This is a genomic window from Pseudomonas fluorescens (assembly GCF_001307275.1).
Lineage (GTDB): Bacteria > Pseudomonadota > Gammaproteobacteria > Pseudomonadales > Pseudomonadaceae > Aquipseudomonas > Aquipseudomonas fluorescens_AA.
The window spans coordinates 1,587,598-1,612,430 of record NZ_CP012831.1 but is presented as its reverse complement, the minus strand read 5'-3'; the positions used below and the strand labels follow the sequence as shown (position 1 = coordinate 1,612,430).

Below are 24,833 nucleotides of genomic sequence, written 5' to 3'. Positions count from 1 at the left end.
TCCAGGTCATTGGGTTGAGAGCAGCGAATGTTGGCGCAGGAAATCGGCGGCAACGGCGGAGGGGCTTTCATGGTTGACGTCCACGCGGGCGTTGAGCTGGCGCATGGTTTCATCGTCGAACAACTCGGCCAGGGGCTTGAGTTGCGCGGCCAGTTGCGGGTGCGCGTCGAGGAACGCCTGGCGCACCACCGGCGCGGCGGTGTAGTCGGGGAAGTAATGCTTGTCGTCTTCCAGCAACTTCAGCTTGAACGCGTTCAGCCGGCCGTCGGTGGTGTACACCAGACCGGCGAACACCTGGCTGTTGCGCAGGGCGGTGTAGACCAGGCCCGCGTCCATCTGCCGGATATTCTTGCGGGTCAGGTTCATGCCGTACTGCTCCACCATGCCCGCCAGGCCGTCGGAACGGTTGGCGAACTCGGTGTCCAGGGCCACCAGATGATTGTCATCGGCTTCGGCCCGCAACACCGTGTTCAATTGGCTGATGGAATTGATTTGCGGATATTGCTGCGCGACTTTTTCCGGCAGCGCCAAGGCGTAGGTGTTGCTGAATTTCGACGGTGCCAGCCAGGCCAGGCCTTTTTTGGCGTCGAGTTCTTTCACCCGGGCGTAGGACTGGGCGCTGTCGAGTTTTTCCGTGACGTGGTTGTAGGCCACCAGCGACACGCCGGTGTATTCCCACAGCAGGTCCAATTGTCCGGTTTCATGGGCGCTGCGGGCCAGGTTGCTGCCCAGGCCGCCGGTGATCTGCGCGTCGTAGCCTTTGCTGCGCAGGTATTGCGCGGTGATTTCCGCCAGCAGTGTCTGCTCGGTGAATACCCGGGCGCCGAGGCGGATCAGCGGTTTTTCAGCGGCTTGGGCGAACCCTGCGAACAGCAGGACACAGCCCAGTATCAAGCTCAACTTCTTCATAAACGATTTCCTTTTTCCAGCCGGCTTATGACGGTCGCAGACCGCGTTCCAGCCAGAGGCGGCTGGCCAGTGTCACCAGGCCGTCGAGCAGCAGCGCCAGCAGGGCGGTGCAGGCCGCGCCGAGCAACAGCTGCGGCTGGTTGTTCAAGGCGATGCCGGGGAAGATCAGGCTGCCGAGGCTGTTGGCGCCGATCAGGAACGCCAGGGGCGCGGTGCCGACGTTGATCGCCAGGGCCACGCGCACGCCACCGACGATGATCGGCACGGCGTTGGGCAACTCGACTTTCCACAGCACCTGGCGTGGGGTCATGCCGATGCCGACGGCGGCTTCCTTGAGGGAACCCTGGACATTCTTCAGGCCTTCATAGGTGTTGCGCACGATGGGCAGCAGCGAGGCGAGGAACAGGGCGAAGATGGCAGGTCCGCTGCCGATGCCCAGGATGCCCAGGGCGATGGCCAGCACGGCCAGGGGCGGTACCGTATTGCCGATGTTGAACACTTGCATGAAGCGTTCGGCGCGCCCGACCAGGCCGGGGCGGCTGAGGGCGATGCCAGCGGGGATGCCGACAATGAGGGCCGCCAGCATGGAGGCCAATACAAGCATCAGGTGCGCTTGCAGGTAAAACAGCAGATCGTCGCGGTAGCGTTGGATCGTATCGATGCCGATCCAGTGGATCAACAGGGCCAGGAGCGCGACGACGACCGCACCCCCGATAAGCCCTTTGCCATAGCGGATAGCCACAGGCGGACTCCTTTGTCTTTCAGTCGGCGCACGCTTTCCCGGGCGGCAAACCATCACTGGTTGCCGGGAAAACGTTCGCGAGAAGCAGCTCTTTTCGAGGTCGGTAAACGGCCGTCGAAGTGAGCCATGAGCGCAGCCTCGTCAGGCTAACTTGCTGATTTTTCAGCCCCTGACGGTTGCTCGTATCAGGGGGGTGGACGCCTCCACGCGGCAAAAGGTTCCCATGCGAGGAATGATCTGGCCACCCTGGATGTGCTCAACGGTTCGGTTCCTGGCACAAGTTGAGCTATAATCGCCGCCCTTTTTTGAATCACCTGCCAGGCGATTTCCCATGACCAAACAGGCCGCCGAAGTCGCGAAACGCCGCACTTTCGCCATTATTTCCCACCCCGATGCCGGTAAGACCACCATCACCGAAAAGCTCTTGCTGATGGGCAAGGCGATTGCGGTCGCCGGCACGGTGAAGTCTCGCAAGTCCGATCGCCATGCCACCTCCGACTGGATGGAAATGGAAAAGCAACGGGGTATCTCCATTACCACGTCGGTCATGCAGTTCCCGTATCGCGATCACATGATCAACCTGCTCGATACTCCGGGCCACGAAGACTTCTCCGAAGACACCTACCGCACCCTGACGGCAGTGGACTCGGCCTTGATGGTCCTCGACGGCGGTAAAGGCGTCGAACCACGGACCATCGCGCTGATGGACGTCTGCCGCCTGCGGGACACGCCGATCGTCAGTTTCATCAACAAACTCGACCGCGACATCCGTGACCCGATTGAACTGCTCGACGAGATCGAAGCGGTCCTGAAGATCAAGGCGGCGCCGATCACCTGGCCGATCGGTTGCTACCGCGACTTCAAGGGCGTGTACCACCTGGCCGACGACTACATCATCGTCTACACCGCCGGGCACGGGCACGAGCGCACCGAGGTGAAGATCATCGAGAAACTCGACTCCGACGAGGCTCGCGCGCACTTGGGCGATGAATACGAGCGTTTCGTCGAGCAACTGGAGCTGGTGCAGGGCGCCTGCCACGAGTTCAACCAGCAGGAATTCCTCGACGGCCAACTGACCCCGGTGTTCTTCGGTACGGCCCTGGGCAACTTCGGCGTGGACCATGTGCTCGACGCCGTGGTGGACTGGGCCCCGCGCCCGCTGCCGCGCGTTGCCAACGAGCGCACCGTGGAGCCGGTGGAAGAGAAGTTCTCGGGCTTCGTGTTCAAGATCCAGGCGAACATGGACCCCAAGCACCGCGACCGTATCGCCTTCATGCGCATCTGCTCCGGCAAATACGACAAGGGCATGAAGATGCGCCACGTGCGCACTGGCAAGGACGTGCGCATCGGCGACGCCTTGACCTTCTTCTCCTCGGAACGCGAGCAACTGGAAGAAGCCTTCGCCGGTGACATCATCGGCCTGCACAACCACGGCACCATCCAGATCGGCGACACCTTCACCGAAGGCGAAGCCCTGGGTTTCACCGGCATCCCGCACTTCGCCCCGGAACTGTTCCGCCGCGTACGCCTGAAGGACCCGCTCAAGTCCAAGCAACTGCGCCAGGGCCTGCAGCAATTGGCCGAAGAGGGCGCCACCCAGGTGTTCTTCCCGGAGCGCAGCAACGACATCATCCTCGGCGCCGTCGGTGTGCTGCAGTTCGATGTGGTCGCCAGCCGCTTGAAAGAGGAATACAAGGTTGAATGCTCCTACGAGCCAATCACCGTGTACTCCGCCCGTTGGGTCGAATGCGGCGACAAGAAAAAGCTCGAGGAATTCTCCAACAAGGCTGTGGAAAACCTCGCCTTGGATGGCGGCGGTCACCTGACCTACCTGGCCCCGACCCGGGTCAACCTGGCGCTGATGGAAGAGCGCTGGCCGGATGTGAAATTCCGCGCGACCCGTGAGCATCACTAAGCATCAAGAGTGACCCATTGTGGGAGCGAGCTTGCTCGCGATAGCAGTGGGTCAGCTTGCCTGGATGTGGGATGTGCTGCCGTCATCGCGAGCAAGCTCGCTCCCACATTGGTTTTGTGCCAATCCTCAATCTCTCGATCACTCATGACCCCCTGTGGGTGCGAGCTTGCTCGCGATAGCGGTGGGTCAGCTTGCCTGGATGTTGGATGTGTTGCCGTCATCGCGAGCAAGCTCGCTCCCACACTGGGTTTTGGCGGTTAGTTGGATTGGAGATAACCCTTATTCGAAACCAATCTGTCGAGCAGCGGCATTTCTGGCTGTTATGCAGCGTCCTATCTGGTGAACCGGCCTGTTCAGAACTAGATTTCTTGAGCGCCGTCAGGCCCCGGCTTCATCCGGAAAAGAAGGAGTTGGCTATGAACAAGCTGCTACGCATGATGTTTTTGCTGAAGGTGTTGGTGATGCTGTCCCTGGGCTCTACCGCCGTATGGGCCGAATGCGATGAGCATGAGCAGCACGCGTCGAATGGGCAAATGGCGCAAGGCGAGATGATGCTTGCCGCGACCACCACACAGGAGTCGGGTGATCAGGATGATGACTCGCCCATCGACCAGGATCCTGACGACGGCGGGGATAGTGGTGATGGTGGTGAGGGCGACGATGCCGACGAAGGCGATAGCCAGACGTAGAATCGAGGCCAATAAAAAACCCTCCTGCCCGACTGTTGCTTCGTCGGGCGGAGGGTTTTTCATGTACTCAGCCTGATGCATCACCCGTGGCGAGGGAGCTTGCTCCCGCTGGACTGCGCAGCAGGCCCAAAAGGAAGGTCCGCTTCGCGGCCCAGCGGGAGCAAGCTCCCTCGCCACACGTGCTCTATCTGCCTTTTGCCTTATGCCGCGCCTTCGAGGAACCGCTCGGCGTAGTGACAGGCCACCAGCCGGTTATCGAGCGGGCGAAGCGCCGGTTCTTCGGTCTTGCAACGTTCGGTGGCGTACGGGCAGCGCTTGTGGAAGGCGCAGCCGGACGGTGGGTTGAGCGGGTTGGGCAGCTCGCCGACGATCTTGATCTTCGGCTTGTTCGGGTCCGGGTGGATGGTCGGCGTGGCCGACAGCAGCGCCTGGGTGTACGGGTGCAGCGGGCGGCTGTAGATGGACTCGTTGGGGCCCATCTCCACCGGGCGACCGAGGTACATCACCATCACGTCGTCGGCCACGTGTTGCACCACCGCCAGGTTGTGGGAAATGAACACGTAGGCGGTGTTGAACTCCTGCTGCAAGTCCATGAACAGGTTGAGCACTTGGGCCTGGATCGATACGTCCAGCGCCGACGTCGGTTCGTCCGCCACCAGCACCTTGGGTTGCAGCATCATGGCACGGGCCAGGGCGATGCGCTGGCGCTGGCCGCCGGAGAACATGTGCGGGTAGCGCTGGTAATGCTCGGGGCGCAAGCCCACCTGCTTCATCATCGCCTGGACTTTTTCCCGCCGTTCGGTGGCCGACAGGTTGGTGTTGATCAGCAACGGTTCGGCCAGCTGATCACCGATTTTCTGTCGCGGGTTGAGGGACGCATAGGGGCTCTGGAACACCATCTGCACGTCTTTGCGCAATTGCTTGCGTTCGGCCTTGTTGGCGCCGGTCACTTCCTGCCCGGCGATTTTCAAGGAGCCGGAGGACGGTTCTTCGATCAGCGTCAGGGCCCGGGCCAGGGTGGATTTGCCGCAACCGGATTCACCCACCACGGCCAGGGTCTTGCCGGCTTCCAGTTCGAACGACACACCGTTGAGGGCGCGCACGGTCGCATGGCCCTTGAACATGCCACGGGACACTTCGTAATGACGGGTCAGGTCACGGGCGGTAAGTACGACGGCCATCACGCCACCTCCTGGTTCAACGGGTAGAAGCAGCGGGCGAGGCTGTTGGATTTCGCATCGAGGGCCGGGCGTTGTTGCCGGCAGTTGTCCTGCACGTACGGGCAGCGCGGCGACAGCAGGCAGCCTTGCGGACGGTCGTAGCGGCCGGGCACGATGCCCGGCAGGGTCGCCAGGCGCTCGGCGCCCATGCTGTGCTCCGGAATCGCCGCCAGCAGCGCTTCGCTGTACGGGTGGGCCGGAATGTCGAACAGTTGCGGCACCTGGCCCACTTCCACGGCCTGGCCGGCGTACATCACGCACACGCGCTGGGCGGTTTCAGCCACCACGGCCAGGTCATGGGTGATCAGCACCAGGCCCATGTCCTGTTCTTTTTGCAGGGCCAGCAGCAGGTCCATGATCTGGGCCTGGATGGTCACGTCGAGGGCGGTGGTCGGTTCGTCGGCGATCAGCAACTTCGGCTCGCCGGCAATGGCCATGGCAATCGCCACGCGCTGGCTCATGCCACCGGACAACTGATGGGGGTAGGCGTCCATGCGGCTGGCAGCGCCCGGGATCTCGACTTTTTCCAGCAGTTCGATGGCGCGCTTGCGGGCGGCCTTGCCGGACATCTTCAGGTGCAGGCGCAACACTTCTTCGATCTGGAAACCCACGGTGTAGCTGGGGTTGAGCGCGGTCATCGGGTCCTGGAAGACCATCGCCAGGTCTTTGCCGACGATCTGCCGGCGCTGGCGGTTGCTCAGCTTGAGCATGTTCTTGCCGTCGAAGTTCAGCGCATCGGCGGTGACGATGCCGGGGTGCTCGATCAGGCCCATCAGCGCCATCATGGTCACGGATTTACCCGAGCCCGATTCGCCGACGATCGCCAGGACTTCGCCTTTTTCCACGCTCAGGTCCAGGCCATCGACCACTGGCACGGCGGTGGCGTCGCCGAAGCGAACGTTGAGATTCTTGATTTCTAGCAGTGACATGGGAATCTCCTCAGGCGGCATTCTTGAGTTTCGGGTCCAGCGCATCGCGCAGACCGTCGCCCATCAGGTTGATTGCCAGCACGCTGAGCAAAATGGTCAAGCCAGGCAGGCTCACGACCCACCAGGCGCGTTCGATGTAGTCCCGGGCCGAGGCCAGCATGGTGCCCCACTCCGGGGTTGGCGGTTGCACGCCGAGGCCGAGGAAGCCCAGGGCGGCGGCGTCGAGGATCGCCGAGGAAAAGCTCAGCGTCGCCTGGACGATCAGCGGTGCCATGCAGTTGGGCAGCACGGTGATGAACATCAGGCGCGGCAGGCCGGCACCGGCCAGGCGGGCGGCGGTCACGTAGTCACGGTTCAGTTCGCCCATCACGGCGGCGCGGGTCAGGCGCACGTAGGACGGCAGCGAGACGATGGCGATGGCGATCACGGTGTTGATCAGGCCTGGGCCGAGGATGGCGACAATCGCCACGGCCAGCAGCAGCGAAGGCAGGGCCAGCATGATGTCCATCAGGCGCATGATGGTCGGGCCGAGGATGCGCGGGAAGAACCCGGCGAACAGCCCCAGCAGGATGCCCGGGATCAGCGACATCACCACCGACGACAAACCGATCAGCAGCGACAGGCGCGAACCCTGGATCAGGCGTGACAGCAAATCGCGGCCCAGTTCGTCGGTGCCCAGCAGGAACTGGATCTGCCCGCCTTCAAGCCACGCCGGCGGCGTCAGCAGGAAGTCGCGGTACTGCTCGCTCGGGTCGTGAGGCGCGACCCATGGCGCGAAGAGCGCGCAGAACACCACCAGGATCATGAACAGCAGCCCGGCCACGGCGCCCTTGTTGCGGGAAAACGCGTGCCAGAATTCTTTGTACGGGGACGGGTACAGCAGGCTTTGATCGACTGCTACCGCGGTAGTTGGAGTACTCATGGTTTTGATCTCAGCGCTGGTGACGGATGCGTGGGTTGGCAAAGCCGTAGAGGATGTCCACGACGAAGTTGACCAGAATCACCAGGCAGGCGATTAACAGGATGCCGTTCTGCACCACGGGGTAGTCCCGGGCGCCGATGGCTTCGATCAGCCACTTGCCGATGCCCGGCCAGGAGAAGATCGTTTCGGTCAGGACCGCACCGGCCAGCAGCGTGCCGACTTGCAGGCCGACCACGGTCAGCACCGGGATCAGTGCGTTGCGCAGGCCATGCACGAACACCACGCGCGACGGCGACAGGCCCTTGGCCTTGGCGGTGCGGATGTAGTCTTCACGCAGCACTTCGAGCATCGAAGAGCGGGTCATGCGGGCGATCACCGCCAGCGGAATGGTGCCCAGCACGATGGCCGGCAGGATCAGGTGGTGCAGGGCATCGAGGAACGCGCCTGGCTCGTCGGCCAACAGCGTGTCGATCAGCATGAAGCCGGTTTTCGGCTCGATGTCGTAGAGCAGGTCGATCCGCCCCGACACCGGCGTCCAGCCCAGGGACACCGAGAAGAACATGATCAGGATCAGGCCCCACCAGAAGATCGGCATCGAATACCCCGCCAGGGAGATGCCCATCACCCCATGGTCGAACAGGGATCCTCGCTTGAGTGCCGCGATCACCCCGGCCAGCAGGCCCAGGATACCGGCGAACAACAGGGCGGCCATGGACAGTTCCAGGGTCGCGGGAAACAGGGAGCTGAACTCGGTCCATACGCTTTCACGGGTACGCAGCGATTCGCCGAGGTCGCCGTGGGCCAGTTTGCCGATGTAGTCCAGGTACTGGGCATACAGCGGTTTATTGAGGCCAAGGCGTTCCATTGCCTGTGCATGCATTTCGGGATCGACCCGACGTTCGCCCATCATCACTTCCACGGGGTCGCCGGGGATCATGCGAATCAACGCGAAGGTCAGCAAGGTGATGCCGAAGAACGTGGGGATCAATAATCCCAGTCGGCGGGCAATAAAACTAAACATCTTCAGGTGTACCTCATCAGCCGGTTAGGCGTGCCCGGCAATCCCTGGGTTAGGGTTGCCGGGCGTCTTCTTATCTACTTCACCTGGGTGGTGGCGAAGTTGTTGGTGGTGAGCGGGCTAATCACATAACCCTCTACGTTGTTGCGCATGGCCGTGAACATGCGGGTGTGGGCCATGCTGATCCAAGGCAGGTCCTGGTTGAAAAGCACCTGGGCCTGCTCATAGAGCTTGATACGCTCCTCGGGGTTCACTGTGGCGCGAGCCTGGTCGATCAGTGCCTGGAATTTCTCGTTGCACCAGCGCGCGTAGTTTTCGCCGTTCTTGGCCGCCTCGCAACTGAGCATAGGCGTCAGGAAGTTATCCGGGTCGCCGTTATCACCCGCCCATCCGGCGGAGACCATGTCGTGCTCGCCGTTTTTCGCGCGCTTGAGCATTTCGCCCCATTCCATCACGCGGATGTCGACCTTGATCCCGACCTTCGCCAGGTCCGCCTGCATCATCTGCGCGCCGAGCATCGGGTTGGGGTTGGTCGGGCCGCCGCCGTTGCGGGTGAACAGGGTGAACACGGTGCCTTCCGGCACGCCGGCTTCCTTGAGCAGCTCGCGGGCCTTGTCGAGGTTGCGGGGCGGGTTCTTCAGGTCGTGGTTGAAGCCCAGCAGGGTTGGCGGGTACGGGTTGACCGCCACGGTGGCGTTACCCTTGCCGAACAGCGCGTTGACGTAGGCTTCCTTGTCGAAGGCCAGGTCGATGGCTTTGCGCACCCGCACGTCGCTCATGTATTTGTGGCTGGTGTTCAGGGCCGTGTAGGAAACCGTCATCGCGTCCAGTTCAGCGACCTTCAGGTTCGGGTCTTTCTTGATGCTGGGGATGTCATCGGGTTTGGGGTACAGCGCGATCTGGCACTCGTTGGTCTTGAGCTTCTGCATGCGCACGTTGTTGTCGGTGGCGATGGCCAATACCAGCGCATCGGCCGGTGGCTTGCCACGGAAGTAGTCCGGGTTGGCCTTGAAGCGAACCTGGGCGTCCTTGTTGTAGCGCTGGAAGACGAACGGCCCGGTGCCCACTGGTTTGCTGTTGAGATCGCCGGCCTTATTGGCCTTGAGCAACTGGTCGGCGTATTCGGCCGGGTAGATCGAGGAGAAGGCCATGGCGATGTCGGCCAGAAAGGGCGCTTCGCGGCGGGTCAGGCTGAACTTGACCGTGTGCTCGTCGACTTTCTCGACGCTTTTGAGCAGTTCCTTGAAGCCCATGCTTTCAAAGTAGGGGAAGCCCACGCTCGACAGTTTGTGCCATGGGTGGTTCGGGTCCAGCTGGCGCTGGAAGCTCCAGACCACGTCGTCGGCGTTCATGTCGCGGGTCGGCTTGAAGTATTCGGTGGTGTGGAACTTGACGCCCTTGCGCAAGTGGAAGGTGTACGTCAGGCCATCGTCACTGATGTCCCAGGATTCGGCCAAGGCCGGAATCACCTCGGTGGTGCCGGGCTTGAAATCGGCCAGGCGATTGAAAATGGTTTCCGCCACGGCGTCGGCAGTGACTGCAGTCGTGTACTGGACCATGTCGAAGCCTTCCGGGCTGGCTTCTGTGCAAACCACCAGGGGTTTGGCGGTGGCGCCAACGGCGACGCTCAGCAATGCGGCGGCGATGGCGGCGCGTAGGGGAATCATGTTCATCGTCAATCCTCTGCAATCGGGTCAATGGCAAAAGACCAGGCGGACGACCTCGTGAGTCGACCGCCCGGTGGCAGTTTAGAGAATGTTGAACGGGATGGTGGTGACCAGGCGGAACTCGTTGAGGCTGCCGTCGGCCTGGTTTTCGCTGGCGCGGTGTGCGGTGTAGGTGGCACGGATCGCGGTGGCTTTCAGCGGGCCGCTCTGTACGGCATAGGACGCACCGACGCCGTATTCGTAGTGGTGCTCGCCGTCCATCGCCCGTACATCGCTGTAACCGGTGCTGTTGTAGTGCGTACCGTCGATACCCCAGCCGCGCGCCTGGTAGATGTTGAACTTCAGGCCTGGCACGCCGTATTCAGCCATGTTCAGGCCGTAGGCGATCTGGAAGGATTTCTCGTTCGGGCCGTTGAAGTCCGACAGCAGGGAGTTGGCCAGGTAGATGCCGTTGGTTTCGTGCAGGTAGTCGAAGTACTCGTTACCGTTCACTTCCTGGTACGAGAACGTCAGGCTGTGGGCCTGATGCGTCAGGCCGAACGACAGGGAGTAGGTGTCGTTGTCGATTTCGCCCAGCTTGCTTTTGCCCGAGTCCACGGTCTTGTAGTAGTTCAGGCCGGTGGTCAGGCTCAGCACCGAGCTGTCGCCCAGCTCATGGGTGGCGCCGAAGTAGTACTGGTTCCACATGTCCTCGGCCTGGGTCGCCCAGAGGCTGGTCTTCAGGCTGGCCAGTGGCTGGTAAGTGATACCGGCAGTGTTGACGTGATCGGTCTCGACGCTGCTGTCACCGTACTCGGAGCGGAACTTGCGCAGGCTCTCTTCGGTACGCGGCGAGTTGCGGTCGAAGGTGGCGATGTCGAAGCCCAGGTTTTCGAATTCTTCGCTGTGCAGGCTCACACCCTGGAAGCTGGAGGGCAGGGCACGGTTGCCGATGACGTCGACCATCGGGCTGCTGAAGTTCTGGCGGCCGGCGGTCAGGGTGGTGTTGGAAACGCGGGCCTTGACGTTCGCCAGGCCCAGCTTGCTCCACTGGCCCACGGCGTCGCCGCCTTCGCGGGTCAGGGTACGGTTGTTGCCGGCGCCCGGACGGGTGGTCGGCGCGCCGCCGTTGTTGGATGCCAGGTCCTTGCGGTCCTGGTCCAGGGCGATGGCGTTGTAGGCGGCCAGTTCAGTGCTGAAGCCCACGGTGCCTTCGGTGAAGCCCGAGTTGTACTTGATGATGGTGCCTTGCAGCCAGTTGATCCGGCGGTCGGTCTCGCGTGCTTCACCGTTCTTGCGATAGGTGAGTTTCGTGCCGCGCTTGAATTGCTCGTTGGCGTACCAGTTGCGCGTGGTGCCCGTGATGGACTGGCCGTCGATGAAACCCTTGGCTTCGCTTTGCTCACTGGTGGTCTTGAGGGTCACCGGGGTGACCGCCTGGCTCTGGGATTCTGCAAACGCTGTTGCGCTGATGCTGCTGATGGCCAAGGCCAGTATCGCTGTGTTGCTCAGTTTCATCGGTAACGCTCCTTTTCTTTCTTTTTCATGCCGTTCTTTTTTGGTGATACGGCTATCGGTTTTACAACTCATTCACAGCTTGCAAACGTTTGCCTGGTGCCTGATTGGCGAATTACGGCAAGACGTCGGCGTGGGGCTTCCATAGGAAGCCCGCGCTGTGTGGCTAACGGTTATGGGTTCAGGCTGACGCCCGAAAAGACATTGCGACCGAAGGGGCTGACTTTGAACCCTTCGACTTTGGCACTCAGCGGCTGGTTGACCGTCGAGTGGGCAACAGGGGTGATCGGCACTTGCTGCTTGAGCAACTGCTGGGCCTGTTTGTAGAGCACGGTGCGCTGGTCGCGGTCGGTGACGACCTTGGCCTGCTTGATCAGCTTGTCGTAGTCCTGGTCGCACCACATGGAGTAGTTGTTGCCACCAATGGCGTCGCAGCTGTACAGCGTGCCGAGCCAGTTGTCCGGGTCCCCGTTGTCACCGGTCCAACCGATCAGGCTGACGTCGTGCTCGCCGTTCTTGGTGCGCTTGATGTACTCGCCCCATTCGTAGCTGACGATCTTCACTTTCAAGCCGATCTTCGCCCAGTCGGCCTGGAGCATCTCGGCCATCAGCTTGGCGTTGGGGTTGTACGGACGTTGCACGGGCATGGCCCAGAGGGTGATTTCGGTGCCTTCCTTGACCCCGGCGGCCTTGAGCAACTCCTTGGCTTTTTCCGGGTTGTAGGCGACGTCCTTGATGGTGTCGTCGTAGGACCACTGCGTCGGTGGCATGGCGTTGACCGCCAGTTGCCCTGCGCCCTGGTACACGGCATTGAGAATGCCTTGCTTGTTCACCGCCATGTCCAGCGCACGGCGCACTTCGACCTGGTCGAACGGCTTGTGGCGGGTGTTGTAGGCGATGTAGCCGAGGTTGAAGCCCGGTTTTTCGATCAGTTGCAGCTTGGGGTCGTTCTTCAAGGCCGGTACGTCGGCGGGACGTGGATGCAGGGTGACCTGGCACTCGTTGGCCTTGAGCTTCTGCACCCGTACCGAGGCATCGGTGTTGATGGAGAAGATCAGGTTGTTCAGCTTGACCCGCTCCGGCGCCCAGTACTGCTGGTTGGCGACGTAGCGGATGTTGGAGTCTTTCTGGTAGCTCTTGAACTCGAACGGCCCGGTGCCGATCGGCTTCTGGTTGATGTCGCTCGGCTTGCCGCTCTTGAGTAACTGGTCGGCGTATTCGGCCGACAGGATCGCGGCGAAGCTCATGGCGATGTTCTGGATGAACGCGGCGTCCACGCTGTTGAGGGTCATGACCACGGTCAATGGCCCGGTCGCTTCCACCTTGGCGATGTTCTTGTTCAGGCTCATGCCGTTGAAGTAGGGGAACTCGGTGGGGTAGGCCTTGCGGAACGGATGCTGCGGATCAAGCATGCGGTTGAAGGTGAACAGTACGTCGTCGGCGTTGAAATCCCGGGTCGGCGTGAAGTAGTCGGTGGTGTGAAATTTCACCCCTTCGCGCAGGTGGAAGGTGTACTTCAAACCGTCTTCGGAAATGTCCCAGCGGGTTGCCAGGCCTGGGACGACGTTGGTCGCGCCTTTTTCGAACTCGGCCAGGCGGTTGTACAGCGGTTCGGCGGCATCGTTGTCGGTGGCCGTAGTGTATTGCGCGGTGTCGAAACCGGCGGGGCTGCCTTCGGAACAGAACACCAGGCTACCGCCGGCGGCCTGGGCCGCGGATGTCGCGGCCAGCAGGCCGGTGCCCAGCAATGCGGATAAAACCAAGGTATGGCGCATGACGCTCCCTCTCTCGTTCGGGGTGTTTTAACAGTGAACCGGCGTCCTTCCGGGGACAGGTCGGGGCACTGAGTTCATTCCATTGCGTAGCGATGCCGCAGGGCTGGCAAGTCGTCCAAGTGCCGACGGTATGAGCCGTGGGCCGGGCGGTAAATGCGTAATGCCTGAAAGACTTGTGGGAAAAGGCAATACATCCCAAACCAACTGCTGTGGTACGCAGTGCTTTTGGATGTAGGCGTTTTCCTAGGTCTTGGCGTAAAGCAACGGTATGCCGTGGGAGCGAACCCTGCTCGCGATGGCGTTGCTTACCGCTCCGCCATCACGCTCAAAAGAGGGGCCGCGACGCACGAAGCGTCGGACCGGCCCAGCGGGAGCAAGCTCCCTCGCCACAGGTCACCTTAGTTGCTGACGCTGACGCCGTAGAAGGAGTTCAAGCCAAAGGGGCTGATCTTGAAGTCCTGCACGTTGGCGCGCATGGGTTGGAACACCGTCGAGTGAGCGATGGGTGTCATCGGAACAGCATCTTTGAGGATGTGCTGCGCCTGTTTGTACAGCTCGGTGCGCTTGGATTGATCCGAAGTGCGCTTGGCTTGCTTGACGATGTCGTCAAACTTCTTGTCGCACCATTTCGAGAAGTTGTTGCCTTGCAGCGAGTCGCAGCCAAACAACACGTTGAGCCAGTTGTCCGGGTCACCGTTGTCGCCGCTCCAGCCGATCAGCATGGCGCCGTTTTCACCACCTTTGGAACGCTTGATGTACTCGCCCCACTCGTAAGTGACGATCTTGGCCTTGATCCCGATCTTGGCCCAGTCCGATTGCAGCATTTCGGCCATCAGCTTGGCGTTCGGGTTGTAGGGACGCTGGACCGGCATGGCCCACAGGGTGATCTCGGTGCCTTCCTTGATACCGGCTTCCTTGAGCAGTTCCTTGGCTTTCTCCGGGTTGTACGCCGCGTCCTTGATGGTGGTGTCGTAGGACCATTGGGTCGGAGGCATGGCATTGACGGCCAGTTGGCCGGCGCCCTGGTACACCGAGTCGATGATCTGCTGCTTGTTGACGGCCATGTCCAGTGCCTGGCGTACTTTCAGCTGGGCCATCGGGTTGGGCTGGTCGCTGCCCTTGATCTTGTCCATCACGTTGTAGGCGATGTAGCCCAGGTTGAAGCCCGGTTGGTCCGGCATCTTCAGGTTCTTGTCTTCCTTGATCGCCTTGAGGTCGGCCGGGCGTGGGAAGAGCGTGACCTGGCATTCATTCTTTTTCAGCTTCTGGATACGCACCGACGGGTCGGTGGTGATGGCGAAGATCAGGTTGTCGATCTTCACGTCTTCCGGAAGCCAGTATTCCTTGTTGCCGGTGAAGCGGATGTTCGAGTCTTTCTGGTAGCTCTTGAACACGAACGGGCCAGTACCGATCGGCTTCTGGTTGATGTCGGAAGGCTTGCCTTCCTTGAGCAACTGGGCGGCGTACTCGGCGGACTGGATGGAGGCGAAGTGCATGGCCATGTTCTGGATGAACGCGGCGTCTACGGCGTTGAGGGTGAACTTGACGGTCTTGTCGTCGAGCTTCTCGACCTTGGCAATGTTGGTGTCCATGCCCATGTCGGTGAAGTACGGGAATTCAGTCGGGTACGCCTTACGGAACGGGTCATCCTTGCTGATCATGCGATTGAAGGTGAACAGCACGTCGTCGGCGTTGAACTCGCGGGTCGGCTTGAAGTACGGGGTGGTGTGGAACTTGACGCCTTCACGCAGGTGGAAGGTGTAGGTCAGGCCGTCTTCGGAAATATCCCACTTGGTCGCCAGGCCAGGAATCACGGCGGTGCCGCCGCGTTCAAACTGGGTCAGCCGGTTGAATACGGTCTCTGCAGAGGCGTCGAAGTCGGTTCCGGTGGTGTACTGACCCGGGTCAAAACCGGCCGGGCTCCCTTCGGAGCAGAACACCAGGTTAGTCGCGGCTTGGGCGAAAGGTGCGCTGGCTAATAAGCTTGCACCGACTAAAAACGGAATGACCGCTTGTTTAAGCATGTTGGCCTCATGATTTGTTGTCATTTTTGGATTTGAGGGCGACCTCGTGAGTCGTCCTGCGGATACTTATGCAGGCCCCATACCCAATGCAAGATCCAGAGCGGTTGCAAGTCTGAAACAGTGGCACGAACGTACCTTAATGTCGCATTCGTGTAACTTCTGACGCAGTTGACCGTTTGCGGGTGTTTTTTTGACGCCAAAAGCGCCCCTTGCCGGTGCGTTGCGCGGCCGTGACGCACCGGTTTGGCTCGGGTGTTACTTCGTCAAACCCACGCCGTAGAAGGGTGTCAGTCCGAATGGACTGAGTTTGAAATCCACCACTTTCCTGTTTATTGGCTGGAAGACCGTGGAGTTGGCGATGGGCGTGATCGGCACCTGTTGCTTGAGGATTTTCTGCGCTTGTTGGTACAAATCGATCCGTTTCTGGCGGTCGGTGGACACCTTGGCCTGCTGGATCAAGCGGTCGTAGGCCGGGTCGCACCACTTGGCGTAGTTGCTGCCCTTGACCGCCGCGCAGCTGTACAGCACCCCCAGCCAGTTGTCGGGGTCGCCGTTATCGCCGGTCCAGCCGTAGATCATTGCGTCATGTTCGCCATTTTTTGCACGCTTGATGTACTCGCCCCATTCATAACTGACGATGTTGGCCTTGATGCCGATCTTGGCCCAATCCTGCTGGATCATCTGTGCCGACATTCGCGCATTGGGGTTGGACGCGCGTTGCACCGTCATCGCCCATAAATTGAGGGTGGTACCCGGCGCAACCCCGGCTTCCTTGAGTAGCGCCTTGGCCTTGGTCACGTCGTGGGGCGCGTCCTGGATGCTCGGGTCGAACGACCACTGGGCCGGTGGCAAGGCGTTCTGCGCCAGTTGGCCGGCGCTCTGGTACACGGCCTTGATGATCGCCGGCTTGTCGATGGCCATGTCCAGCGCCTGGCGGACCTTGAGCTGGTCCAGGGGCGGGTGTGTCACGTTGTAGGCCAGGAAACCCAGGTTGAAGCCGGGCTGCTTGAGCACCTGCAGGTTTGGATCCTGTTCGATCACCTCGATGTCGGCCGGGCGTGGGTAGCCACTGACCTGGCATTCACCGCGCTTGAGCTTTTGCAGGCGCACGGCGGCGTCCGGGGTGATGGAGAAAATCAGGTTGTCGAGTTTCACGTCCTCGGGTTTCCAGTACGCCGTGTTGGCGGCGTAGCGGATCTGCGAGTCCTTCTGGTAGCGCTTGAACACGAACGGCCCGGTGCCAACGGGTTTCTGGTTGAGGTCGCCGGCCTTGCCTTCCTTCAACAACTGCGCTGCGTATTCGGCGGACTGCACGGAGGCGAAACTCATCGCCAGGTTCTGCACGAAGGCGGCGTCGACGTTGTTCAGGTTGAAGCGCACGGTGTGTTCGTCGACTTTTTCGACGCTTTTGATCGTGGTGTTCAGGCCCATGTCGGTGAAGTACGGCGATTCGGTGGGGTAGGCCTGGCGGAACGGGTGCTGTGGGTCGAGCAGGCGCTGGAAGGTGAATAGCACGTCGTCGGCGTTGAAGTCGCGGGTGGGGGTGAAGTAGTCGGTGGTGTGGAATTTCACGCCGTTGCGCAGGTGGAAGGTGTAGGCCAAGCCGTCGGCGGATACGTCCCAGTTTGTGGCTAGTCCGGGTTCGACCTCGGTGCCGCCGCGCTTGAACTGGGTGAGGCGGTTGAAGACGGTTTCGGCCGAGGCGTCGAAGTCGGTGCCGCTGGTGTATTGGCTGGGGTCGAACCCGGCGGGGCTGGCTTCGGAGCAGTAGACCAGGGTGGTGGCGGCTTGGGCCATTGGGGCGCTGCTGATCAGGGCCAGGGTGAGCAGGAGGGGCTTGAAGGTGGTTCTGTCCATGAAATCCCTTGGGGGGTGGTGAGGTTTTCAGGAGAGTAGCGTTGCGGGTGGGGGTGTTGGAAATATCGAAAAGTGAGGGGGACCGTTGGGTTTGGGTATAGCGCTTTTGGACGAGGCGGCCTGATAGCCGGCCTGTCTCCCAGGCATACTTCGATCAAACTGTGGGAGCGAGCTTGCTCGCGATGGCGGCCTGACAGCCGGCCAGGATTTTGTTGACCGCGTACATATCCATTGCTGCGGTAACGGCTACTTAGGGTTCCGCTCTTACAGCGGCTCACTTTTGAGAAGCGCAAAAGTAAGCAAAACGCTTTTTGCCCCACCACTTGGTGCCTCGCTAGGGCTCGGCATGCCCTCACTCCGGCATTGCTCCGTGGGCCCGCCGCGAAGGGCCATCCATGGCCCAGCGCGGCTATCCCGGCATCCATGCCGGGATGCCCACTCCACAATGCCTGCGTTCGGCCAGCGTGGTTAACGGGGCGCCGAGATCAACGTCCACCGCGAGGCGGCCTTATAGCCGACCTGGCTCTCTCGGTCATACACCCGTCAGATCTGTGAGAGCAAAGCTTGCTCGCGAGGCGGCCTGATAGCCGACCTGGTTCTCACGGTCCTACTCCGGTCAGATCTGTGGGAGAAAAGCTTGCTCGCGAGGCGGCCTGATAGCCGACCTGGTTCTCACGGTCTTACTCCGGTCAGATCTGTGGGAGCAAAGCTTGCTCGCGAGGCGGCCTGATAGCCGACCTGATTCTCACGGTCCTACTCCGGTCAGATCTGTGGGAGCAAAGCTTGCTCGCGAGGCGGCCTGATAGCCGACCTGGTTCTCACGGTCCTACTCCGGTCAGATCTGTGGGAGCAAAGCTTGCTCGCGAGGCGGCCTGATAGCCGACCTGGTTCTCACGGTCCTACTCCGGTCAGATCTGTGGGAGCAAAGCTTGCTCGCGAGGCGGCCTGATAGCCGACCTGGCTCTCACAGTCGTACTCCGATTCAATTGTGGGAGCGGGCTTGCCCGCGAAGGCGGCCTGACAGCCGGCCTGGTTCCCTTGGGTGTACCCGATTCACTGGTTGAAGCAATACGCTTCCGTCTCGTCGAGCACCTAACCCCGTGGCGAGGGAGCTTGCTCCCGCTGGGCTGCGCAGCAGACCCAACCCAAGCGCCGCGTTGTGTCTGTTGGATGGAGTCGCTGCTTTTAGGGCCGCTTCGCGCCCCAGCGGGAGCAAGCTCCCTCGCCACGGGTTTGCGGTGGGTCGGAAGGCTGCATAAATCATTCAGGTGCGTCGGAAGGATCCGCTTTCCAGAACGAAACATCCGACAAGTTTTTAAGGTTGTCCCTCGGAAGTGGGCTCTCTAACCTTTGAACGTCGCTGCCTAATCAGCGACCGGGTGTGGAAACCTGAACCTTTTAGCAGTGGCATGGCTGAACATCGTGTTGCCGACGTCTCGTTTCGTCTGCAAACTGCGTCTTGGCGGCTGTGCGTGGGCAGACTTCGGTCTGGCCGGGTCCTGCTAACCGGTATTTCCACCCCGCGTACCGCTGCCACCTAACTGTCGCGTGGAAACGACACAGGGATGGCTCCAATTTTTAAGCAGGAGAATTTAACTATGGATAAGTCAGTCCCAGACCCACCCTTCAACAAAACCAATCCCCTTTCCGGCTTCGACGCCATCGAAGACCTCCTAAAAGACCGCGCCGCCGCCGAGCGCGCCCTCGATCATTACCTGAATCCAAAAAAACCAGAGCCAAGCACCGATCAGCGCATCGATAGCCTGTTTTCAGTCACCGCCAAAGCCGACACCGATACGCTGCTCACCAGCACCTCGGAAACCCTGGCCTCGATAAAAGCCATGGCCGAAGACCTGGCTTTCGAAGTGGAGGGCACGCGTCGGAGCGTGGCGTTGGGGATTCATCAGTTGGTGGAGCTGTGCCAGTTGCTGGTGGACAAGGCGTTGGATCAGGTCGAGACACCGGCCAGCTCGGCCTGCCCGCCCGCTTGAGGTCGGGCACCGTCCTGTGGCGAGGGAGCTTGCTCCCGCTGGGCTGCGCAGCAGACCCAAACCTGACACCTCGGTGCGTCAGACAGATTGAGTCGCTGCTGTTGGGGCCGCTTCGCGGCCCAGCGGGGATAAATCCCCTTGCCACAAAGCATGCTCGATTCTCCGTAGGCTCTACTGTGCGGACGTACACCTGATACTTCTGACAGTAGATTTTTGGAGGCATGGTTATAAGGTAGCAACAGGCGCGCTGCTAAGCGGCGATGCCGTATTGAGCTAATCCATGGAGGAGGTGTAGCGATGGCCGCCGAAGAAATCCGTATATCTCTTAAAGACTTCGATAAAGACGAAAGCCCGGAGGTTCGGCTCGAGTTTTTTCGTGACAACAAGAGTTACTTGCTCACCTTTGTCGCTTCTTCCCTGAAGGATGGGCGCTACGACAAGGTGGGTATAAAAACCGATTTAAACGAAGATGGCGCATGCGACGAGCGAGATATTGAGTTGCTCACCCAACTCGCACAGGCGGCTGTGCCTTTGCTGAAGTAAAGGCGGTTCGATCGTTCCCCCGCCGGAGCGGGGGAACGATCAGGCATCCGTTACTCCTTCAACACCTCAACCACCCCATCCGCCGTCATGATCACTTTACTGGTACCGGCTTCCACGTCAGGCGTCACGGATTCAGCATCCATGGAACCACTTTTCATCATCATCGTTGGCGCGCGCATGAAGGGTTGTGGATAACCGTTGGTATTGAAGTTCAGGTTGACGATCTTGTAACCCTTGCCGCCCAGGGCTTCGGTGGCCAGTTGAGCGCGGGCCTTGAAGGCGTTGACGGCGTCTTTGAGCAGGGCGTCTTCGCTGCTCTGGCGGGTGGCGGTGGCGATGGCGAAGTCCATGCCGCCCATCTTCATGTCGCCCAGCAGCTCGCCGGTGAGTTTGGACAGGGCGGCGAAGTCGGCGCTTTCCAGGCGCAGTTCGGCGCGCTCGCGCCAGCCGGTAATTTTCTGGCCTTTGTTGTCGTAGATCGGGTAGCTGTTGCGGCTGCCCTGGCGCAGGGTGATGTCCTTGACCTCTTTGGCCTGGCCGATGGCTTTGTTCACCGTGGTGCTGACAGTGGCGGCGAGTTTGGCCGGATCGGTATTCTGTTCTTCGGTATAGAGAGTGACGATCATCAGGTCGCGGGCCACTTCCTGGCTGACTTCGGCGCGCAGGGAAATCTGGTTGTAGTGAAGCTCGTCGGCGGCCAGGGCCGGCAGGCTGGCGACGGTGCCGAGGCTGAAGGCGAGCAGGGCGACGTGGCGACTGAACGTGTGCATGAAAGCTCCTTGGGATGAGGCGCAGGGGTAAGGTCCGGGCCTGCGTGAAGGATAAGACTCTAGCTTTTATGGGTGGGTTCGCACAGTTACAACTTCTATACAGATACCTGAAGCCAATGAAGAGCCCCGTGGCGAGGGAGCTTGCTCCCGCTGGGGCGCGAAGCGGCCCTAAAAGCAGCGGCTCCATTCATCTGACACAACGCGGCGCCGGGGTTGGGCCTGCTGCGCAGGCCAGCGGGAGCAAGCTCCCTCGCCACAAGGGGTATATGCAGCATTGAGAGCTGTGGCGCTTTGCCGCATATCTGCCGCTGCAACCCCCGCCTTGGTTATACTCCGTGCGATCCGCCTGGAGCGCTCATCAGGAGAGCTCATGCTCGCCCCTTTGCAAATGACTTCCGCTTCCCGCCAGAACCTCTGGCGCCTGACGTTTATCCGTATTCTGGTCCTGGCGGCCCAGGCCGGCTCCGTGGGGCTCGCCTATTGGTTCGACCTGCTGCCGCTGCCCTGGCTGCAGCTGGCGATCACCCTGGTCTGTTCCAGCGTGCTGTGCGCGCTGACGGCGATTCGCCTGCGTGCCTCGTGGCCGGTGACCGAGCTGGAATATGCCGTGCAGCTGGCCGGCGACTTGTTTATCCACAGCGCGTTGCTGTATTTCTCCGGCGGCTCCACCAACCCCTTCGTCTCTTATTACCTGGTGCCGCTGACCATCGCCGCGGTGACGTTGCCGTGGCGGTTTTCGCTGATCCTTTCCGGCATCGCCCTGGCGCTGTACACCTTGCTGCTGGCGCGCTTCTACCCGCTGGAAACCTTTCCCATCGCCCGGGAGAACCTGCAGATCTACGGCATGTGGCTGAGTTTCGCCCTGGCGGCGGCGGTCATCACGTTTTTTGCCGCGCGCATGGCCGAGGAGCTGCGCCGCCAGGAAGAGCTGCGGGCCATCCGTCGTGAGGAGGGCCTGCGGGACGAGCAATTGCTGGCCGTGGCAACCCAGGCTGCCGGTGCCGCCCATGAATTGGGTACACCGCTGGCGACCATGAGCGTGCTGCTCAAGGAAATGCGCCAGGACCATCACGACCCGGCACTGCAGGACGATCTCAGCGTGCTCCAGGACCAGGTCAAGCTCTGCAAGGAAACCCTGCAATACCTGGTGCGTGCCGCCGAGGCCAATCGCCGGCTGGACATCGACATGCAGGCGGTCACCTTCTGGCTCGACGATGCGCTGAACCGCTGGCACCTGATGCGCCCGGAAGCCAGTTATCGCTTCCAGTGCCTGGGCAAGGGCGTGGTGCCGCGCATGGCGCCGCCGCCAGACCTGACCCAAGCACTGTTGAACCTGCTGAACAATGCCGCCGATGCCTGTCCCGACAACCTGGAAGTGGCGTTGGACTGGAACGCTTATGAACTGACCATCTGCATTCGCGACCACGGTGCCGGTGTGCCGCTGGCGATTGCCGAGCAGATCGGCAAGCCGTTCTACACCACCAAGGGCAAAGGCTTCGGCCTGGGCCTGTTCTTGAGCAAAGCCAGCGTGACACGCGCCGGCGGCTCGGTGAAACTCTACCCCCATGAGGAAGGCGGCACGCTCACCGAGCTGCGCCTGCCCCATGCCGACCGAGGAGACGAAACATGAGTGACGAGATCCAAGTCGACGGCGAAGAACTGCCGCACCTGTTGCTGGTGGATGACGACGCCACCTTCACCCGCGTCATGGCCCGGGCCATGTCCCGCCGCGGTTTTCGCGTCAGCACCGCCGGTTCCGCCGAAGAGGGCCTGACCATCGCCCAGGCCGACCTGCCGGACTACGCCGCCCTGGACCTGAAAATGGACGGCGATTCCGGCCTGGTGCTGCTGCCCAAGTTGCTGGAGCTGGACCCGGAAATGCGTGTGGTGATCCTCACCGGTTATTCGAGCATCGCCACCGCGGTCGAAGCCATCAAGCGCGGCGCCTGCAATTACCTGTGCAAGCCGGCGGATGCCGATGACGTATTGGCGGCGCTGTTGTCCGAGCACGCCGACCTCGACACCCTGGTGCCGGAAAACCCCATGTCGGTGGATCGCCTGCAATGGGAACACATCCAGAGGGTGCTGACCGAGCACGAGGGCAATATCTCCGCCACGGCCCGCGCCCTGGGCATGCACCGGCGGACCTTGCAGCGCAAACTGCAAAAGCGTCCCGTGCGTCGCTGAACCTGCGCTGAACAGGTGTTGTCCACCCTCGCGACACATCGGGCCGTTGCTTTATGATCGGCCCCAGCGTCATGTATCACAAATACTGTTCCTTTTTGACGGCGTCTGTTGCCGTCATGCTGCGTTGCCGCTCCTCGCCATAGCGGGCTATGACTCGTCGCGGCGCCTTGCCTGACGACAACAGCCACTCGTCAAAAAGAAACGTATTTGCGAAACATGACACTAGTTCTTTTCCCTATTGAGCCTTAACCATGAATCAGAACGCTGAATATTCCGCGGTCAATGACGCGGTGCGCGGGCAGTTTTTCCGCCGTGTCTGGCAAATGACCACGCCGTACTGGCGCAGTGAGGAGAAGGGCAAGGCCTGGACGCTGTTGATCGCGGTCATCGCGCTGTCGTTGTTCAGCGTGGCGATCTCGGTGTGGATCAACAGTTGGTACAAGGATTTCTACAACGCCCTGCAAGAGAAGGACAGCGCGGCGTTCTGGCAGTTGATCCTGTATTTCTGCGGCATCGCGGCGGTGGCGATCCTCGGCGCCGTCTATCGCTTGTACCTCACGCAGATGCTCACCATTCGTTGGCGGGCCTGGCTCACCGAGCAGCATTTCGCCCGCTGGCTGGGCAACAAGAATTACTACCGGCTGGAGCAGGGCGGCTATACCGACAACCCGGACCAGCGGATTTCCGAAGACCTCAACAGTTTCACCACCAATACCCTGGGCCTGGGGCTGGGATTGCTGCGCACCGTGGTCAGCCTGGTGTCGTTCTCGATCATCTTGTGGGGCGTGTCCGGCAGCATCGAAGTGTTCGGCTACACCATCCCCGGCTACATGTTCTGGTGCGCCCTGGTATATGCGGCGGTGGGCAGTTGGTTGACGCACCTGATCGGCCGACGCCTGATCGGGCTGAACAACAACCAGCAACGCTTCGAAGCCGACCTGCGTTTCTCCATGGTCCGGGTGCGTGAAAACGCCGAAAGCATTGCGCTGTACAACGGCGAACCGAACGAGAACCGCCGCCTGAGCGGGCGCTTCGGCCTGGTCTGGCATAACTTCTGGGACATCATGCGGGTGTCCAAGCGCCTGACGTTCTTCACCTCCGGCTACGGCCAGATCGCGATCATCTTCCCGTTCATCGTTGCCGCGCCGCGCTACTTCGCCGGCAAGATCCAGCTGGGCGAGCTCATGCAGATCAACTCGGCCTTCGGCAATGTGCAGGAGAACTTCAGTTGGTTCATCAGCGCCTACGCCGACCTTGCCGCGTGGCGCGCCACCTGTGATCGTCTGTTGAGCTTCCGCCAGGCCATGAGCGACAACGAAGACCGCGTGCCGGCCATCGATGTGCAGAACCAGGGGAGTGCGTTGGCGGTTCATAACCTCGGCTTGGATCTGGCCGACGGTCGTCATCTGCTCGACAACGCCGATATGAGCGTGGCACCGGGCGAGCGGGTCATGCTCAGCGGTCGTTCCGGCAGTGGCAAGTCGACCCTGTTTCGCGCGATGGGACATTTGTGGCCCGCGGGGCACGGGACGATCCGGCTTCCGGCGGCGCGTTACCTGTTCCTGCCGCAAAAGCCCTATCTGCCCATTGGCAGCCTGCGGGAAGTGTTGAGTTATCCACAGGCTGGCGACGTCTACCCCAACGAACGTTATGCACAGGTGCTGGAAACCTGCCGCCTGCCGCACCTGATCCCGCGACTGGATGAAAGCAACCACTGGCAGCGCATGCTCTCGCCTGGCGAGCAACAACGCCTGGCCTTTGCCCGTGCATTGCTTTATGCACCGCAATGGTTGTACATGGACGAAGCCACGTCGGCGATGGACGAAGAAGACGAGGCGACGCTGTACCAGGCGCTGATCGACCAGTTGCCGGGCCTGAGCATCGTCAGCGTCGGCCACCGAAGCAGTTTGAAACGTTTCCATCCGCGACATGTGCGTATCGAAAATGGCCAACTGGTGGAGCGCACCGTGACAGCATAAACACCCAAGACCTGTGGGAGCGAGCTTGCTCGCGATAGCGGTGTATCAGTTGATGTTGATGTGGCTGACCCTCCGCCATCGCGAGCAAGCTCGCTCCCACAAGGGTTTGTGGTGAATCGGATGTTCATGTCTATAACCGATCCGATGTGGGAGCGAGCCTGCTCGCGATGAAGGCGACTCGGTGTCAGCCCTCGACTCGCCA

19 protein-coding genes are annotated in these 24,833 nt (G+C 61.1%); 7 read left to right on the top strand and 12 right to left on the bottom strand.

The window, feature by feature from the left end:
- Positions 1–6: 6 nt before the first annotated feature.
- Together AO356_RS07305 and AO356_RS07300 are read right to left on the bottom strand one after the other, a co-directional pair.
- The gene (locus AO356_RS07305; RefSeq protein WP_060739197.1) at positions 7–909 is read right to left on the bottom strand and encodes a glycine betaine ABC transporter substrate-binding protein; all 903 of its coding nucleotides are present in this window, start codon (positions 907–909) and stop codon (positions 7–9) included.
- Positions 910–934: 25 nt separating this feature from the next.
- The gene (locus AO356_RS07300) at positions 935–1,651 is read right to left on the bottom strand and encodes an ABC transporter permease (protein ID WP_060739196.1); all 717 of its coding nucleotides are present in this window, start codon (positions 1,649–1,651) and stop codon (positions 935–937) included.
- Positions 1,652–1,982: 331 nt separating this feature from the next.
- Here AO356_RS07300 and AO356_RS07295 point away from each other — a divergent pair, with 331 nt between their 5' ends.
- Together AO356_RS07295 and AO356_RS07290 are read left to right on the top strand one after the other, a co-directional pair.
- Positions 1,983–3,566 carry a peptide chain release factor 3 gene (locus AO356_RS07295; RefSeq protein WP_060739195.1) on the top strand — a complete coding sequence of 528 codons (1,584 nt, stop codon included), beginning with the start codon at positions 1,983–1,985 and terminating at the stop codon, positions 3,564–3,566.
- Positions 3,567–3,982: 416 nt separating this feature from the next.
- Entirely contained in the window at positions 3,983–4,255 is a 273-nt protein-coding gene (locus AO356_RS07290) for a hypothetical protein (RefSeq protein WP_060739194.1), read from the top strand.
- A 200-nt stretch (positions 4,256–4,455) separates the two neighbouring features.
- Here the strand turns inward: AO356_RS07290 and AO356_RS07285 are convergent, their stop codons facing one another.
- The 9 genes from AO356_RS07285 to AO356_RS07245 all read right to left on the bottom strand — a co-directional run bounded on the left by AO356_RS07285 (position 4,456) and on the right by AO356_RS07245 (position 17,161).
- Positions 4,456–5,436, bottom strand: coding sequence for a peptide ABC transporter ATP-binding protein (locus AO356_RS07285; RefSeq protein ID WP_060739193.1), 981 nt, complete (start codon positions 5,434–5,436; stop codon positions 4,456–4,458).
- Positions 5,436–6,404, bottom strand: a complete 969-nt coding sequence (locus AO356_RS07280; RefSeq protein WP_060739192.1) for an ABC transporter ATP-binding protein — start codon at positions 6,402–6,404, stop codon at positions 5,436–5,438. The genes AO356_RS07285 and AO356_RS07280 overlap by 1 nt, the downstream gene beginning before the upstream one ends.
- 10 nt (positions 6,405–6,414) lie before the next feature.
- Positions 6,415–7,326 (bottom strand): ABC transporter permease subunit, encoded by a 912-nt coding sequence (locus AO356_RS07275; protein ID WP_060739191.1) that lies wholly within the window; start codon positions 7,324–7,326, stop codon positions 6,415–6,417.
- A 10-nt stretch (positions 7,327–7,336) separates the two neighbouring features.
- Positions 7,337–8,347 (bottom strand): ABC transporter permease subunit, encoded by a 1,011-nt coding sequence (locus tag AO356_RS07270; RefSeq protein ID WP_030139822.1) that lies wholly within the window; start codon positions 8,345–8,347, stop codon positions 7,337–7,339.
- Between the two features lie 74 nt (positions 8,348–8,421).
- Positions 8,422–10,017: an ABC transporter substrate-binding protein gene (locus AO356_RS07265; protein WP_060739190.1), complete on the bottom strand. Its 1,596-nt coding sequence runs from the start codon at positions 10,015–10,017 to the stop codon at positions 8,422–8,424.
- Between the two features lie 75 nt (positions 10,018–10,092).
- Positions 10,093–11,508 (bottom strand): OprD family porin, encoded by a 1,416-nt coding sequence (locus tag AO356_RS07260; RefSeq protein ID WP_060739189.1) that lies wholly within the window; start codon positions 11,506–11,508, stop codon positions 10,093–10,095.
- 170 nt (positions 11,509–11,678) lie between these two features.
- Positions 11,679–13,280 carry an ABC transporter substrate-binding protein gene (locus AO356_RS07255; RefSeq protein ID WP_060739188.1) on the bottom strand — a complete coding sequence of 534 codons (1,602 nt, stop codon included), beginning with the start codon at positions 13,278–13,280 and terminating at the stop codon, positions 11,679–11,681.
- A 398-nt stretch (positions 13,281–13,678) separates the two neighbouring features.
- A complete protein-coding gene (locus tag AO356_RS07250; RefSeq protein ID WP_060739187.1) occupies positions 13,679–15,304 on the bottom strand; it encodes an ABC transporter substrate-binding protein in 1,626 nt (541 codons plus the stop codon).
- A 255-nt stretch (positions 15,305–15,559) separates the two neighbouring features.
- A complete protein-coding gene (locus AO356_RS07245; RefSeq protein ID WP_060739186.1) occupies positions 15,560–17,161 on the bottom strand; it encodes an ABC transporter substrate-binding protein in 1,602 nt (533 codons plus the stop codon).
- A gap of 1,598 nt (positions 17,162–18,759) precedes the next feature.
- Between AO356_RS07245 and AO356_RS07240 the strand changes: the two genes are divergently transcribed.
- Positions 18,760–19,152: a DUF6124 family protein gene (locus AO356_RS07240; RefSeq protein ID WP_060739185.1), complete on the top strand. Its 393-nt coding sequence runs from the start codon at positions 18,760–18,762 to the stop codon at positions 19,150–19,152.
- Between the two features lie 297 nt (positions 19,153–19,449).
- Positions 19,450–19,695, top strand: coding sequence for a hypothetical protein (locus AO356_RS07235; protein WP_060739184.1), 246 nt, complete (start codon positions 19,450–19,452; stop codon positions 19,693–19,695).
- 50 nt (positions 19,696–19,745) lie between these two features.
- On the opposite strand, the gene AO356_RS07230 is transcribed toward AO356_RS07235, so the two are convergent.
- Positions 19,746–20,465 (bottom strand): SIMPL domain-containing protein, encoded by a 720-nt coding sequence (locus AO356_RS07230; protein ID WP_060739183.1) that lies wholly within the window; start codon positions 20,463–20,465, stop codon positions 19,746–19,748.
- Positions 20,466–20,835: 370 nt separating this feature from the next.
- Between AO356_RS07230 and AO356_RS07220 the strand changes: the two genes are divergently transcribed.
- The 3 genes from AO356_RS07220 to AO356_RS07210 all read left to right on the top strand — a co-directional run bounded on the left by AO356_RS07220 (position 20,836) and on the right by AO356_RS07210 (position 24,631).
- Positions 20,836–22,095: an ATP-binding protein gene (locus AO356_RS07220; protein WP_060739181.1), complete on the top strand. Its 1,260-nt coding sequence runs from the start codon at positions 20,836–20,838 to the stop codon at positions 22,093–22,095.
- Positions 22,092–22,652, top strand: a complete 561-nt coding sequence (locus AO356_RS07215; RefSeq protein WP_003177957.1) for a response regulator transcription factor — start codon at positions 22,092–22,094, stop codon at positions 22,650–22,652. The genes AO356_RS07220 and AO356_RS07215 overlap by 4 nt, the downstream gene beginning before the upstream one ends.
- Positions 22,653–22,903: 251 nt before the next feature.
- Positions 22,904–24,631: an ABC transporter ATP-binding protein/permease gene (locus tag AO356_RS07210; protein WP_060739180.1), complete on the top strand. Its 1,728-nt coding sequence runs from the start codon at positions 22,904–22,906 to the stop codon at positions 24,629–24,631.
- Positions 24,632–24,833: the final 202 nt, after the last annotated feature.

Bases quoted from the DNA above. Each gene is read 5' to 3' on its own strand.
- AO356_RS07240 (WP_060739185.1), top strand. From the start codon at position 18,760: ATGGATAAGTCAGTCCCAGACCCACCCTTCAACAAAACCAATCCCCTT.
- AO356_RS07220 (WP_060739181.1), top strand. From the start codon at position 20,836: ATGCTCGCCCCTTTGCAAATGACTTCCGCTTCCCGCCAGAACCTCTGG.
- AO356_RS07295 (WP_060739195.1), top strand. From the start codon at position 1,983: ATGACCAAACAGGCCGCCGAAGTCGCGAAACGCCGCACTTTCGCCATT.
- AO356_RS07245 (WP_060739186.1), bottom strand. From the start codon at position 17,161: ATGGACAGAACCACCTTCAAGCCCCTCCTGCTCACCCTGGCCCTGATC.
- AO356_RS07280 (WP_060739192.1), bottom strand. From the start codon at position 6,404: ATGTCACTGCTAGAAATCAAGAATCTCAACGTTCGCTTCGGCGACGCC.
- AO356_RS07265 (WP_060739190.1), bottom strand. From the start codon at position 10,017: ATGAACATGATTCCCCTACGCGCCGCCATCGCCGCCGCATTGCTGAGC.
- AO356_RS07275 (WP_060739191.1), bottom strand. From the start codon at position 7,326: ATGAGTACTCCAACTACCGCGGTAGCAGTCGATCAAAGCCTGCTGTAC.
- AO356_RS07235 (WP_060739184.1), top strand. From the start codon at position 19,450: ATGGCCGCCGAAGAAATCCGTATATCTCTTAAAGACTTCGATAAAGAC.
- AO356_RS07215 (WP_003177957.1), top strand. From the start codon at position 22,092: ATGAGTGACGAGATCCAAGTCGACGGCGAAGAACTGCCGCACCTGTTG.
- AO356_RS07290 (WP_060739194.1), top strand. From the start codon at position 3,983: ATGAACAAGCTGCTACGCATGATGTTTTTGCTGAAGGTGTTGGTGATG.
- AO356_RS07210 (WP_060739180.1), top strand. From the start codon at position 22,904: ATGAATCAGAACGCTGAATATTCCGCGGTCAATGACGCGGTGCGCGGG.
- AO356_RS07255 (WP_060739188.1), bottom strand. From the start codon at position 13,280: ATGCGCCATACCTTGGTTTTATCCGCATTGCTGGGCACCGGCCTGCTG.
- AO356_RS07270 (WP_030139822.1), bottom strand. From the start codon at position 8,347: ATGTTTAGTTTTATTGCCCGCCGACTGGGATTATTGATCCCCACGTTC.
- AO356_RS07260 (WP_060739189.1), bottom strand. From the start codon at position 11,508: ATGAAACTGAGCAACACAGCGATACTGGCCTTGGCCATCAGCAGCATC.
- AO356_RS07230 (WP_060739183.1), bottom strand. From the start codon at position 20,465: ATGCACACGTTCAGTCGCCACGTCGCCCTGCTCGCCTTCAGCCTCGGC.
- AO356_RS07305 (WP_060739197.1), bottom strand. From the start codon at position 909: ATGAAGAAGTTGAGCTTGATACTGGGCTGTGTCCTGCTGTTCGCAGGG.
- AO356_RS07250 (WP_060739187.1), bottom strand. From the start codon at position 15,304: ATGCTTAAACAAGCGGTCATTCCGTTTTTAGTCGGTGCAAGCTTATTA.
- AO356_RS07285 (WP_060739193.1), bottom strand. From the start codon at position 5,436: ATGGCCGTCGTACTTACCGCCCGTGACCTGACCCGTCATTACGAAGTG.